At 64.7% G+C, this 12,710-nt stretch carries 13 protein-coding genes; 11 read left to right on the plus strand and 2 right to left on the minus strand.

Annotation, left to right across the window (positions count from 1 at the left end; genetic code table 11):
* Positions 1 to 79: 79 nt before the first annotated feature.
* From PSO31014_RS19655 to PSO31014_RS19705, 11 genes are all read left to right on the plus strand, one after another.
* Complete coding sequence (locus tag PSO31014_RS19655) at positions 80 to 1,552, plus strand: 2-hydroxymuconic semialdehyde dehydrogenase (protein WP_150553158.1); 1,473 nt, start codon at positions 80 to 82, stop codon at positions 1,550 to 1,552.
* A gap of 88 nt (positions 1,553 to 1,640) precedes the next feature.
* Positions 1,641 to 2,075, plus strand: a complete 435-nt coding sequence (locus tag PSO31014_RS19660; protein ID WP_150553159.1) for a RidA family protein — start codon at positions 1,641 to 1,643, stop codon at positions 2,073 to 2,075.
* A 45-nt stretch (positions 2,076 to 2,120) separates the two neighbouring features.
* A complete protein-coding gene (locus PSO31014_RS19665) occupies positions 2,121 to 2,675 on the plus strand; it encodes a 3-hydroxyanthranilate 3,4-dioxygenase (protein WP_150553160.1) in 555 nt (184 codons plus the stop codon).
* 37 nt (positions 2,676 to 2,712) lie between these two features.
* The gene (locus PSO31014_RS19670; protein ID WP_150553161.1) at positions 2,713 to 3,708 is read left to right on the plus strand and encodes an amidohydrolase family protein; all 996 of its coding nucleotides are present in this window, start codon (positions 2,713 to 2,715) and stop codon (positions 3,706 to 3,708) included.
* Between the two features lie 209 nt (positions 3,709 to 3,917).
* The gene (locus PSO31014_RS19675; protein WP_150553170.1) at positions 3,918 to 5,111 is read left to right on the plus strand and encodes an ABC transporter substrate-binding protein; all 1,194 of its coding nucleotides are present in this window, start codon (positions 3,918 to 3,920) and stop codon (positions 5,109 to 5,111) included.
* A gap of 159 nt (positions 5,112 to 5,270) precedes the next feature.
* Positions 5,271 to 6,143 (plus strand): alpha/beta hydrolase, encoded by an 873-nt coding sequence (locus PSO31014_RS19680; RefSeq protein ID WP_150553162.1) that lies wholly within the window; start codon positions 5,271 to 5,273, stop codon positions 6,141 to 6,143.
* Positions 6,140 to 7,060, plus strand: a complete 921-nt coding sequence (locus PSO31014_RS19685) for a branched-chain amino acid ABC transporter permease (RefSeq protein WP_150553163.1) — start codon at positions 6,140 to 6,142, stop codon at positions 7,058 to 7,060. The genes PSO31014_RS19680 and PSO31014_RS19685 overlap by 4 nt, the downstream gene beginning before the upstream one ends.
* Positions 7,061 to 7,068: 8 nt before the next feature.
* Complete coding sequence (locus PSO31014_RS19690) at positions 7,069 to 8,043, plus strand: branched-chain amino acid ABC transporter permease (RefSeq protein WP_150553164.1); 975 nt, start codon at positions 7,069 to 7,071, stop codon at positions 8,041 to 8,043.
* A complete protein-coding gene (locus PSO31014_RS19695) occupies positions 8,040 to 8,810 on the plus strand; it encodes an ABC transporter ATP-binding protein (protein ID WP_150553165.1) in 771 nt (256 codons plus the stop codon). Before PSO31014_RS19690 ends, PSO31014_RS19695 begins: the two co-directional genes overlap by 4 nt.
* Entirely contained in the window at positions 8,807 to 9,517 is a 711-nt protein-coding gene (locus PSO31014_RS19700) for an ABC transporter ATP-binding protein (RefSeq protein ID WP_017234236.1), read from the plus strand. The genes PSO31014_RS19695 and PSO31014_RS19700 overlap by 4 nt, the downstream gene beginning before the upstream one ends.
* A gap of 212 nt (positions 9,518 to 9,729) precedes the next feature.
* Entirely contained in the window at positions 9,730 to 10,089 is a 360-nt protein-coding gene (locus PSO31014_RS19705) for a helix-turn-helix domain-containing protein (RefSeq protein ID WP_150553166.1), read from the plus strand.
* A 216-nt stretch (positions 10,090 to 10,305) separates the two neighbouring features.
* On the opposite strand, the gene PSO31014_RS19710 is transcribed toward PSO31014_RS19705, so the two are convergent.
* Positions 10,306 to 11,262: a LysR substrate-binding domain-containing protein gene (locus tag PSO31014_RS19710; RefSeq protein ID WP_150553167.1), complete on the minus strand. Its 957-nt coding sequence runs from the start codon at positions 11,260 to 11,262 to the stop codon at positions 10,306 to 10,308.
* A gap of 11 nt (positions 11,263 to 11,273) precedes the next feature.
* Positions 11,274 to 11,948 (minus strand): TetR/AcrR family transcriptional regulator, encoded by a 675-nt coding sequence (locus PSO31014_RS19715; RefSeq protein ID WP_150553168.1) that lies wholly within the window; start codon positions 11,946 to 11,948, stop codon positions 11,274 to 11,276.
* Between the last annotated feature and the right edge of the window lie 762 nt (positions 11,949 to 12,710).

A 12,710-nucleotide genomic window follows, 5' to 3' on the forward strand; every position in this document is an offset into this window, starting at 1 on the left:
GACTGGAGGGCATCCGGCGGTTGCGCCTTGGCGTTCGCGCCCTCGCCACCCCGCAAAACACCCTGCTCCAGGAGACCTCGTGAGCCTTGCGACTCCGCCGCTGCTGCGGCACTACGTAGATGGCGCGTTCATTGCCACCGATCGCCAGTTCGATAATGTCAGCCCTGTCGACGGGCGGCTCGTCGCGAAGGTTTGCGAAGCCGACGCCGCTACCGTCGATCGCGCCGTGCGCGCCGCGCGCCGTGCCTTGCACGACGGGCCGTGGGGCAACACCACGCCCGCCGAGCGTGCGGCCGTGCTGCATCGGATCGCCGACGGCATCCAGGCGCGCTTCGACGATTTCGTCGCGGCCGAAGTGTCCGACACGGGCCGCCCCGTCGAACAGGCCCGCACCCTCGACATCGCCCGCGGCATCGCCAACTTCCGCATGTTCGCCGATCTCGTCAAGACAGCCGGCACCGAGATGTACGACATGCGCGCCGCCGACGGGGGCGACGTCATGAGCTATGTCACACGCAAGCCGCTCGGGGTCATCGGCATCATTTCCCCGTGGAACCTGCCGCTGCTGCTCTTCACGTGGAAGGTCGCCCCCGCGCTGGCAATGGGCAACTGCGTGGTCGCCAAGCCGTCGGAAGAAACGCCCTCTTCCGCCACCCTGCTCGCCGAGGTGATGGACGCCGCCGGCGTGCCGCCCGGGGTCTTCAACCTCGTGCACGGCTTCGGCCCGGACTCGGCCGGCGAACACCTGACGAAACACCCGGACGTAGCGGCGATCACCTTTACCGGCGAGTCGCGGACTGGCAGCGCGATCATGAAGGCCGTGGCCGACGGCGTGAAGGAAATCTCGTTCGAACTGGGCGGCAAGAACGCCGCTGTCGTGTTCGCGGACGCCGACTTCGAGCGCGCGCTCGATGGCGTGGTTCGCTCGTCGTTCACCAACGCGGGTCAGGTGTGCCTGTGTTCGGAGCGCGTCTATGTCGAGCGGCCGATCTTCGACCGGTTCGTCGCCGCGCTGGCCGAGCGCGCCGCCGCGTTGCGCATCGACGCCCCCGATGCCATCGGCGTGCAGATGGGTCCGCTCGTGTCTCGCAAACATCGAGAGAAGGTGCTCGCTTACTATCGTCTGGCGGTGGAAGAAGGCGCGACGGTCGTGACCGGCGGCGGCGTGCCCGCCTTCGGCGATGCCCGCGACGACGGCGCCTTCGTTCAGCCCACGGTCTGGACCGGCCTGCCCGATACGGCACGCTGTGTCCGCGAGGAGATCTTCGGCCCCGTGTGCCACGTCGCCCCGTTCGATAGCGAGGACGAAGTGATCCGCCGCGTCAACGACAGCGAGTACGGACTTGCCGGTTGCGTTTGGACAACGAACCTGTCGCGCGCGCATCGCGTGGCGCGTCAGTTCCAGACGGGGCTCGTGTGGGTGAACACCTGGTTCCTGCGAGACCTGCGCACGCCGTTCGGCGGCGTGAAGCGCTCGGGGCTGGGCCGCGAAGGCGGACGTCACTCGCTCGACTTCTATTCCGAGATCACCAACATCTGCATCAAACTGTGAGGCGATGGTGCGGGGGTATCGATGGGGGTCGAGCCCCCCGCACCCGTGCGCCATCCCAAGAACAACGCACAACGGAGACTGACGACACATGAGCGCATCGCAAGACACGCAGGCCCGCGTGGTGGCCGGCAAGGCCAAGCCGCGCGGCAAGTTCCCGCACATCAAGCGCGCCGGCGACTTCCTGTTCGTCTCGGGCACCAGTTCGCGCCGCCCGGACAACACCTACGCCGGTGCGCAGGTCGATGCGCTGGGCGTGACGCAGCTCGACATTCGTGAGCAGACGCGCGCCGTCATTGAAAACATCCGCGACATTCTCGCCAGCGAAGGCGCCACCCTTGCCGACGTGGTCGAAGTCGGCACGTTCCTCGTGAACATGAACGACTTCGGCGGCTACAACGCGGTGTACGGCGAGTATTTCGACGAGAACGGCCCAACGCGCACCACGGTGGCCGTTCACCAGTTACCGCATCCGTTGCTGCTTATCGAAATCAAGTGCGTGGCCTTCGCGCCGCGTTCGCGTTGAAGCACCCCGAGACTCCACCTGACGCCGCATGACCCGGGAGACAGCATGTTGACGTATGGCAAGCCCTTCAATTTCCAGCGCTGGATCGACGATCACGCGCCGCTGCTCAAGCCGCCCGTCGGCAATCAGCAGGTCTGGCAAGACAGCGATTTCATCGTGACGGTGGTGGGCGGACCGAACCATCGCACCGACTATCACGACGATCCGCTCGAGGAGTTTTTCTATCAGTTCAAGGGCAACGCGTGGGTCAATCTGTGGATCGACGGCCGCCCGGAGCGCATCGACCTCAAGGAGGGCGACATCTTCCTGCTGCCGCCGCATGTGCGCCACTCGCCGCAGCGGCCCGAAGCGGGAAGCCTGTGCCTGGTGATCGAACGCCAGCGCCCGCCCGGCCTGCTCGACGGCTTCGAGTGGTACTGCCTTCAATGCGGCACGCTGGTTCACCGCGTGGAAGTGCAGCTCAAGAGCATCGTGACCGACCTGCCGCCGCTGTTCGAAACGTTCTACGGCACCGAGTCGCTGCGCCGCTGCCCGAGTTGCGGCGAGATCCACCCGGGCCGCGCCGCGCAACCCAAGACCACGGCACCGGCGTCGGCCTGATTCGCGACGCCGCGCCCAGCCCCTTACCCGTTACGTCATGAAGAAAATCGACATGCACGCCCACTTCTTCCCGCGCATCACGCGGGACGAGGCGGCCCGCCTTGACCCCGCTACCGCGCCGTGGCTGCGCATCGACGACGGCGGCGAAACCGGCAACATCATGCTCGACGACCGCGCCTTCCGACCGGTCTACCGCGCGCTGTGGGACCCCGCGCTGCGCGTCGAAGAACTCGACCGTCACGGCATCGACCTGCAAGTGGTCTGTGCCACGCCGATCATGTTCGGCTATCGCTACGACGGGCACGCGGTCATGGCCTGGGTGCAGCGCATGAACGATCTGGCGCTCGAGCACTGTGCCTACGCGCCGTCGCGTTTGAAGGCGATGGCGCAAGTACCGCTGCAGGACCTCGATCTGGCGTGCGCGGAAGCGTCGCGCGCCAAGGCAAGCGGCCATGTCGGCGTGCAGATCGGCAACCATCTCGGCGACAAGGACCTGGACGACGAACAACTCGTGGCCTTCTTGCGGCACTGCGGCAACGAACACATTCCCGTGCTCGTGCATCCGTGGGACATGATGACCGACGGCCGCATGAAGCGATGGATGATGCCGTGGCTCGTCGCCATGCCCGCCGAGACGCAGCTCTCGATCCTCTCGCTGATCCTCTCGGGCGCCTTCGAGCGCTTGCCCCGCTCGCTCAAGCTGTGCTTCGCTCACGGCGGCGGCGCCTTCCCATATCTGCTGGGCCGTGCCGAGAACGCCTGGCATTGCCGCGACATCGTGCGTGCCGACAGCCCGCACCCGCCGTCCCATTATCTGGATCGTTTCTATGTGGACAGCGCCGTGTTCGACCCGCGCGCCTTGCGTCTGCTGGTCGACACCCTGGGCTCGGAACGCATCATGCTGGGCTCGGATCATCCGTTCCCGCTCGGCGAGCAGGACATCGGCCGCCTGGTGGCCGAGCAGCCCGATCTGGACGACGTTGCTCGCCACCGCATTCTGGCCGCGAACGCCCGCGAGTTCTTCGGCCTGTAACTGGTGCTTTCCCGAGGTGTTTTTGAAATCGCTTGCCTACGTAAAAGGCGTCGTTTACGCTGGGCACTTAAATATTTGATGCTTAAACAATTTAGGTAGTCTGACGCGCCTGGCCTGCGATGACCGACGTGAAGAAGCGGTCAAGTCTCCCGGCGCGAGTCCTCTGCGGAAAGTGTTTGCCTGTTTTGGAACTAAGTTTGGAGACCATGATGACGGGAACGAAGACCACGCAACGCAAAGCCATCGCCGTGCTCGGCGCCCTTGCCGCCGGCGCGGCGATATTCGCCTCGAGCGGCGCGCACGCCCAGGTGAAAATCGGCTTCATCGGCACGCTCTCCGGCCCGGGCGGCGCGCTCGGCCAGGACCAGTACGACGCCTTCATGCTCGCCATCGAGCAAAAGGGCGGCAAACTGGGCGGCGTGCCGGTGCAGGTGATCAAGGAAGACGACCAGCTCAAGCCCGACGTCGGCGTGCAGGCCGCGCAGAAGCTGGTGGAGCGCGACAAGGTGTCGCTCATCACCGGCGTGACGTTCTCGAACGTCATGATGGCCATTCACAAGACCGTGACGAATGCGGGCGTGGTCATGGTCGGCTCGAATGCCGGGCCGACCCCGATCGCCGGCGCGCAATGCTCGCCGAACTTCTTCTCGACGTCGTGGGATAACGACGAACTGCACGAGGCCGGCGGCCAGCTCTCGAGCGACCTGGGCTACAAGAAGATGTACGTGATGGCCCCGAACTATCAGGCCGGACGCGACGCCGTGAACGGCTTCAAGCGCGACTACAAGGGCCAGATCGTCGACGAGGTGTACACACAGGTCAACCAGCCCGACTACTCGGCCGAAATCGCCCAGTTGCAGGCCGCCAAGCCCGACGCCGTCTATGTGTTCTATCCGGGCGGCATGGGCGTGAACTTCGTCAAGCAATACCGTCAGGCCGGGCTGCTCGGCAAGATTCCGCTGATCTCCGTGTCGACCATCGACGGCTCGACCCTGCCCGCGCTCAAGGAACTCGCGGTCGGCGCCATCACCAGCGCGCCGTACTCGCCCGATCTCGACAACGCGCAGAACAAGCAGTTCGTGGCGGCCTTTCAGAAGAAATTCAACCGCGTGCCGTCGATGTATGCCGCGCAGTCCTACGACGCCGCCAACCTGATCGACTCGGCCCTCACGAAGACCAAGGGCAACGTGGCGGATCGCGAAGCGTTGCGCGCCGCACTCAAGGCGGCCGATTTCTCGTCGGTGCGCGGGCCGTTCAAGTTCGCCAGCAACCAGTTCCCCGTGGCGCAGTTCTACCGCGTGGATGTCGTGAAGGACGCCAACGGCGCCCGGTTCGCGACCAAGGGGCAGATCCAGATCAAGACGCGCGCCGACCTGGCCGCGCAGTGCAAGATCAAGTCGTAAGGCGACGGGCGGGCATCGCCGGCGTGCGATTCGACGCGGACGATGCCCGCCGTTGCCGACGCGCCGCCCGGCCCTCCCGGGCGGGCGCGATACCACGCGATAGGCCGGCGGCACTGCAGGTGCACGACCCGAGCCGTACCTGAGCACGATCGAGGGTTTATGAAGCGCTACCGCAATTTCGACGAGGCCGAGCTGGACGTGCAGTACAACGCTCGCGCCACCACGCCCAACGTTCTCGACATCCTGACGCAGTACGCCACCGAGAGCGCGCACGCCCGCGCGACCACGCCCTGCGTCCTCGATGTCGCCTACGGGGATCACCCCGACGAGACGCTCGACATCTTCCCGTCGCCGGTCCCCGACGCCCCCGTCTTCTTCTTTGTTCACGGTGGCTACTGGCGTGCGCTCAGCAAAGACGATTCGAGCAACATGGCGCCCGCCTTCACACGCGCCGGCGCGACGGTCGTCGCAATCAACTATTCGCTTGCGCCCGGCGCCTCGCTTGATACCATCGTCGACCAGACGCGCCGTGCATTGGCCTGGGTGTACCGTCACATTGGCGAACATCACGGCGACGCCCGCCGCATCCACGTGTGCGGCAGCTCGGCCGGCGGCCACCTCGTCGGCATGCTGCTCGCTCAGGGTTGGCACGCCGATTACGGCGTGCCCCACGACGTCATCGCCGGCGCCGCCCCGCTCTCCGGCCTGTTCGATCTCACGCCGATTCCGTTCACGCACATCAACGACTGGATGAAGCTGTCCGCCGACGATGCGCATCGCAACAGCCCCCACTTCCATCTGCCCGCCCACGGCTGCCCGATCGTGGTGTCCTACGGCGAGAGCGAGACGGCGGAATTCAAGCGCCAGAGCGAGGACTATCTCGCGGCATGGCGCGCCCGTGGCTTCGCAGGCGATTATGTCCCGATGCCCGGCACCAATCACTTCGATATCGTGCTCACGCTCAACGACACCGCCAGTCCGCTCACGCAGGCCATCTTTCGCCTGATGGGGCTACCCCGGGAGGCCACATGAGTCTGACGCTTTTCGTCATGCAGTGCCTGAACGGACTGCAACTCGGGGTGCTGTTGTTCCTGATGGCCGCCGGGCTCACGCTGGTGTTCGGCATCATGAACTTCGTCAACCTCGCACACGGTTCGCTCTACATGATCGGGGCGTTCATCGCCGCCACCGCGTACAACCACACGGGCTCGTTCGCGCTCGCCGCGATCGCCATCGTTCCCGCGATGCTCTTGATCGGCCTGATCGTCGAATTCGTCGCGCTCAAGACACTGTACGACCGCGATCACCTCGATCAGGTGCTGGCCACCTTCGGCCTGATCCTGTTCTTCAACGAACTCGCGCGCATGATCTGGGGGCCGTCGCCGTATTACATGGAAGTGCCCGACTGGCTCTCCGGCACGGTGGATCTGTTCGGCCTCGCGTATCCGGCGTACCGCTTCCTGATCATCGTGGTGGGGCTGGCCGTGGCGCTGGGCTGCTATCTGCTGATTCACCGCACGCGCATCGGCATGCTGATCCGCGCCGGGTCGACCCATCGTCAGATGGTCGGCGCGCTCGGCGTGAACATCGTGCTGCTCAACTCGCTGCTGTTCGGACTGGGCGCGATTCTTGCCGGGATTGCCGGGCTCATGGCCGGCCCCATCCTGTCGGTGCAGCCGGGCATGGGCGAGCCGATCCTGATCCTGACGATGGTCGTGATCGTGATCGGCGGCATCGGTTCGGTACGCGGGGCATTTCTCGCGGCGCTGATCGTCGGCGTGGTCGACACGGTGGGACGCACTGCCCTGCCCACGCTGCTGCGCAGCCTCATGGAGCGCAGCACCGCCGACACCGCCGGGCCTGCGCTCGCTTCGATGCTCATCTACCTTGTCATGGCCGCCGTGCTTGCCGTGCGCCCGCAAGGTCTCTTCCCGGTCAAACACGGTTGACGATGGAAATGAAACTTAATCTTCGCACCGCCGTGCCGCTGCTGTTGCTTGCCGTGCTGGCGTTGGTGCCCCTCTACGCGACGTTTGCCCAGCAACCGTTCTATCTCACCCTGTTCGGGCGCATCGTGGTGTTCGCCATCGCGGCCGTCTCGCTCGATCTGATTCTCGGCTACGGCGGCATGGTGAGTTTCGGCCACGCGTTGTATCTCGGGCTGGGCGCGTATGTCGTCGGCATCCTCAGCTATCACGGCATCGACAACGGCTTCCTGCATCTCGGGGTGACGCTGCTGCTGTGTGCCGTCGTCGGCGCCGTCACCGGCCTGCTCTCGCTGCGCACGACCGGCATCGCCTTCATCATGATTACGCTGGCGTTCGCCCAGATGTTCTACTTCCTCGCCGTCGGCCTGAGGCAATACGGCGGCGACGACGGCCTGCCGGTCACCGCCGGCAGCCGCTTCGGCAGCTTGACGCTCGACGACCCCGCCACGCTGTACTACGCAGCGTTCGCCGTGTTGTGCCTGTGCGTGTGGGCCGGTCGCCGGCTGGTCGATGCGCGTTTCGGCATGGTCATTCGCGGATCGCGCCAGAACGACCGCCGCATGCGCGCGCTCGGCTATCCGACACTGCGTTACAAGCTGGTGGCCTACATCATCAGCGCCATGACCTGCGGCGTGGCGGGCATGCTCTACGCCAATCTCACGCACTTCGTCTCGCCCGCCTATATGGCGTGGACGGCGTCGGGCGAGTTGATCGTGATGGTCGTCCTCGGCGGGCTGGGTTCGTTCTTCGGGCCGGTGCTGGGCAGCGCCGCCATGCTGCTGATCGAGGAATGGCTCAAGGGCATGACGGAGCACTGGATGATTATCTTCGGACCGCTCATCGTCGTGGCGGTGCTGGTGTCGCGACGCGGCCTGTATGGACTGCTCGGCGACCTGCAGGTGCGGCTCGCCCGGCGCGCCCGTACCGTGGAGGGCAAGGCATGACGCTGCTTCGAGTCGACCAACTGGTCAAACGCTACGGCGGGCTGATCGCCACCGATCACTTTTGCCTGGATGTCGCGCCGGGGGAACTGCACGCCATCATCGGCCCGAACGGCGCCGGCAAGAGCACGCTCATCGGCCAACTGGCCGGCGAGCTGCGCGCCGACGAAGGCAGCATTCATTTCGACGGACACGACATCACGGCCATGCCGATCGAGCAGCGCGCCCGCTCAGGGCTCACGCGCTCGTACCAGATCACGTCGGTGTTTCGCGAGTTCACCGCGCTGGAGAACGTGCTCGTGGCCGTGCAGGCGATGCAAGGCCATAGCTTCGGCTTCTGGCGGCCGGCCATTCGCGAAGCGGCGCTCGTCGAACCGGCGCGCGAGATCCTGGCGCGCACCGGACTGGCCGCGCGCATGCACGTGCCCGCCAGCGCGCTCGCCCACGGCGAACATCGTCAGCTCGAACTGGCCATGGCGCTCGCGGGACGCCCGAAACTGCTGCTGCTCGACGAGCCGATGGCCGGCATGTCGCAGGCCGAATCGGAACAGATGACGCATCTGCTTGCCGATCTCAAGGGCGATTACGCCATCGTTCTGGTGGAGCACGATATGGACGCGGTCTTCGCCCTGGCCGACCGCATCACCGTGCTCGTCTACGGGCGCGCCATCGCTTGCGGCAACGCCGACACGATCCGCAACGACGCGGGCGTGCGCGAAGCCTATCTCGGGGATGACACCCGCAACGAAATGCTGGGAGCGACCGCATGAGCCCCTTGTTGTCTTTGTCTGGCGTCGAGTCGTACTACGGCGCGAGTCAGGCGCTGTTCGGCATGCAACTCGACATCGAGCGGGGGGCGTTCGTCACGCTGCTCGGCCGCAACGGCATGGGCAAGTCGACCACGGTCAAGTCGATGACGGGCCTCATGCGTCCTGCCCGTGGCGAAATCGTGTTCGACGGACAGCCGGTGCACGCCAGCCCGTCGCACCGTATCGCGCGCGCGGGCATGGGCCTCGTGCCGGAGGGACGCCAGATTTTCCCCACGCTGACAGTGCGCGAGAACCTCGTGGCCACCGCCAGCAACCGTCATGGTGCGCGCTCGCCGTGGACACTGGAGCGCATCTACGCCCTGTTTCCGCGGCTGCGCGAACGCGAGAAAAACCTCGGCAGCAACCTGTCCGGCGGCGAGCAGCAGATGCTCGCGATCGGCCGCGCGCTGATGACGAATCCGAAATTACTCATTCTCGACGAAGCGACGGAGGGGCTGGCACCGCTCATTCGGGGTGAAATCTGGCAGTGCCTGAAGCAACTCAAAGGCAGCGGCCTGTCGATCCTGTGCATCGACAAGAACCTTGCACCGATGCTCGAACTCGGCGATCGCCACTACATCGTCGACAAAGGCCGTGTAGCTTGGCAAGGCGACTCGCCGAGCCTGCGTCGGGCGTTGCCGGAATTGCAGGCTTATCTGGGCGTTTGAGGCGCACCCCACGCTGCGTACCGCCCCGTTTTGCGTACACTCTACGGCACCTCGTTTCGGCGGGGTGCTTAGTCCTCGATGGGTGTCATACGCGAAAATCCGGAGTGTTTTGTGAAAGCACCCAGTAGAACTCTGTGGTGCAATCGGTTCCGCTTGATTGACTTCGCAAGCGTGCTTATCCCTTCACTTAACACCGACACCCGGGCAGGACTATGGCTTACTCCAATACGCCTTCGAATCCCTTCCGCTGGCTGCTCTCTCAGGACACCGGTGCGCCACCGCCTGCCGAAGCGGCGCACGTCAAGAACGGCCTTCCTGCGGATCTTCCGCTCAATATCAAGGAGCTGCCGCGCACACCGCTTCCCAAACTTGAAGTCTTTCCCGACGAATTGCTCGCCCTGCGCAAGCATCTCGGCATGTCGCGTAACGTCTTCGCACACTACTTGCGTACGAATCCGCGCACGCTGGAGAACTGGGAGCAGGGTCGCGCGCGCCCCAATGCCCAGGCCGCCTGCCTCATTCGGCTCGTGCAACAGAACCCGGGGCTAGTCTCGTCGCTCGCACGACTTTGACCCGCATTCGCGCGATCGTCATCGCATCCGTGGTTGCTTCGCTGCAGGGTTTCACCGCTTCACCGACTCGCGGTTTCATTCGCGCCAGTCGCGGCGCTGGACGTCCGCGTTACGGTGGGGATCATGGGCCGGTTCATGCGCCGGCCCATCGCAAAGGGCGGCACGCCGATACATCGGCATGCCGTCCTTCGTTTTGGCGACATCGGCAGGAAGGCGCTACGGCTTGAGGCCGCACGCTTCGCGAAGACAGGCGACGAAGCGCTCACAAGCCGGGCTCGGCGGCTTGTCGGCGCGTAGCGAATAGCCCACGTCGCCAAAGCTGCCGGGCATGGTATCGGCCAGCACCCGCAGCAATCCCGATTCCACGAACGGCGTGGCCGCCACACGCGGCATCAGCGCCACTCGCGGCGTCTCGAGCATCAAGCCGATGTTGGTCAGCACCGAGAGCGACTCGACAACGTCCTCGGGTAATGCCAGCCCCGCATCGTGGAAGAGCCGCTCGGCGGCGAGCCGCGACGGCGATTCCGGCACCGGCAGAATCCATGCCCCCTCACGCAACTGCGCGAGCGGCACGCGCGCCGGCCCCTGCGGCCAGTGACGCACCCCACCGACCACACTGAGCGATTCGTTGAAGAGCACTTCGTGCGTCAGGGCGAAGGCGTTGGCGACAGGCAACGCCCGCTCGGGCAGACGGCCCACGACAATATCGAGATCGCCGCTCGCAAGCGCGGGAAAGAGTTGCGCGGTCGTCGCTTCACGTACCGTGATCAGTACGCCCGGGGTCCGCGACTTGAGCATCGCAATCGTGCGCGGGAGAAGATCCGCGGCGGCCGAGATGAGCGTTCCGACGATGACGTGTCCGCTGGTACCCGCGCTGAACGCGTTCACTTCGTCCGTCAAATAGCGCAGCTCCGCCATGAGCGATTTCACGCGATGGCCGAGCAATTCGCCCAGTTCGGTGGGCTGCATGCCGCGATTACTGCGTACGAAGAGCGGTCCTTCAAAACACGATTCCAGCTCATGCACGATCTTGCTCACGGCCGGTTGTGTGAGACCCGTTTCGTTGGCGGCGCGCACAAGCGAGCCCGTCTCGAGCACGCGGTCGAACACCTGAAGCTGGTGGAACTTGAGCTTTCGTCCGAGATTAAGAGAGGTCCAGGGCAGCGAGCGCATCGGCGTGCCGTTCAGGCCGCCGCCGCAGAGCCGGACGGTATCACCGCCCCCGCCCCCGGCACGCCCTGCGCCGCCGGCGCCACCGACGTAGCCGCGTCAGACTCGGCGGGTTCGCCCGACAAAAAGGCGACGACGTACTCCTCCAGCATCGCAGCGTCCGGCAGAGACGCCGGATTCACATGGTGGTTGACGAGGCATCCGTCGAATGTCAGCACGAGCATATCCACCAGACGCGCACGTCGCACGCTATCGCGCGCAAGGCTCGGCGCGACTGCCGTCAGCAGGCTCGACAGGTGATCGCGAAACCAGCGCAGCAGCGACGCGTCGTACGGATCGCCCGGGCGGACGGTGGCCAACGCCTGCACCAGGTTGTGCGAGAAGCCGTTGTCGAGTCTCGGCATCTGGACCAGCAGGCCGTCGAGCAGGGTGCGCATGCGCGCGTGGGCGCCGTGTGCCCCCATCACCTCCGCTTCGAGCACAGTAATGCGCGCCTTGAACCAGGTTTCGTAGACGCAGAAGAAGACCTGCAACTTCGCAGTGAAGTAGCTGTAGATGTTCGCGTGGGAAATGCCGGCGCGCTTTGCGATCTGCACCATGGTGGTTTCGACATAGCCCTTGTCGAGAAACAGGGCATGCGATGCTTCCAGGATGGCCAGACGAATGTCTTCTTTCTTGACTTGTGGCATGGATAAGCCTGCACGGATAGGCCGAGCACCTCAATCGATTTGTCTCAACGATCGCTGAATTCAGTACCGAACTTCAGCGGGCACAGTATGCCAGCGCAAACGCAGCTTGCGGCGAAAACTAAGCGCAAATACCCCCCCGGACTTTCCCGATGGTTTCAACGCATTCAGCGCGATTTGCGATGACAGACATCGCGTAATACGCCGCGTAATCGCACATTGCGCGCATTCCACCTCTTCCGCATCGTCCGCACCTTCCGGCATGAATGGCGGCTTTATAAGCGCCGGCCGAGACATTTCAAATTTGAACAATTTCGGTGTCACGCTTCCGACAGCGCCGCTGTACGACGACATCCCCGGCGATGTCGTAGACGGAAGCAAACTTGAGCGACGGTGCGTGCGCCAGCGTCGCGGCGTCGCGGCACGCCCATCGTCCGAACACCCACCCTTTAATTCGGATTGCTTTTTATACATCGATCACACAGAAAGCGCCGCGACACCCGCAGGTTCTCGACCGTCAGCCCGCGACCAAAGGGCTTTACAAAGTCTTACAAGATCGGGCGACCCAAATACCGCAACTTGCGTCAAACCTAAATCAATCGGCGCTGACGGCAGACGCCATGAAATGCAGCGCAATGCCGCATCGGACTGCGCACTGACAGTGAATGGATCGCGTATCAAGTCTGCGCCTGACCTGACTGGTTTTTTCGTACCACTGGTGTCTAGAGACTCACGGCCCCGGTGGTTGAACTACATTCGCTAGCC

It is taken from the genome of Pandoraea soli (assembly GCF_902459595.1).
Lineage (GTDB): Bacteria > Pseudomonadota > Gammaproteobacteria > Burkholderiales > Burkholderiaceae > Pandoraea > Pandoraea cepalis.

Coding starts and splice junctions, on each gene's coding strand:
- PSO31014_RS19695 (WP_150553165.1), top strand. CDS start 8,040: ATGACGCTGCTTCGAGTCGACCAACTGGTCAAACGCTACGGCGGGCTG.
- PSO31014_RS19665 (WP_150553160.1), top strand. CDS start 2,121: ATGTTGACGTATGGCAAGCCCTTCAATTTCCAGCGCTGGATCGACGAT.
- PSO31014_RS19675 (WP_150553170.1), top strand. CDS start 3,918: ATGACGGGAACGAAGACCACGCAACGCAAAGCCATCGCCGTGCTCGGC.
- PSO31014_RS19710 (WP_150553167.1), bottom strand. CDS start 11,262: ATGCGCTCGCTGCCCTGGACCTCTCTTAATCTCGGACGAAAGCTCAAG.
- PSO31014_RS19690 (WP_150553164.1), top strand. CDS start 7,069: ATGAAACTTAATCTTCGCACCGCCGTGCCGCTGCTGTTGCTTGCCGTG.
- PSO31014_RS19700 (WP_017234236.1), top strand. CDS start 8,807: ATGAGCCCCTTGTTGTCTTTGTCTGGCGTCGAGTCGTACTACGGCGCG.
- PSO31014_RS19660 (WP_150553159.1), top strand. CDS start 1,641: ATGAGCGCATCGCAAGACACGCAGGCCCGCGTGGTGGCCGGCAAGGCC.
- PSO31014_RS19680 (WP_150553162.1), top strand. CDS start 5,271: ATGAAGCGCTACCGCAATTTCGACGAGGCCGAGCTGGACGTGCAGTAC.
- PSO31014_RS19670 (WP_150553161.1), top strand. CDS start 2,713: ATGAAGAAAATCGACATGCACGCCCACTTCTTCCCGCGCATCACGCGG.
- PSO31014_RS19715 (WP_150553168.1), bottom strand. CDS start 11,948: ATGCCACAAGTCAAGAAAGAAGACATTCGTCTGGCCATCCTGGAAGCA.
- PSO31014_RS19705 (WP_150553166.1), top strand. CDS start 9,730: ATGGCTTACTCCAATACGCCTTCGAATCCCTTCCGCTGGCTGCTCTCT.
- PSO31014_RS19685 (WP_150553163.1), top strand. CDS start 6,140: ATGAGTCTGACGCTTTTCGTCATGCAGTGCCTGAACGGACTGCAACTC.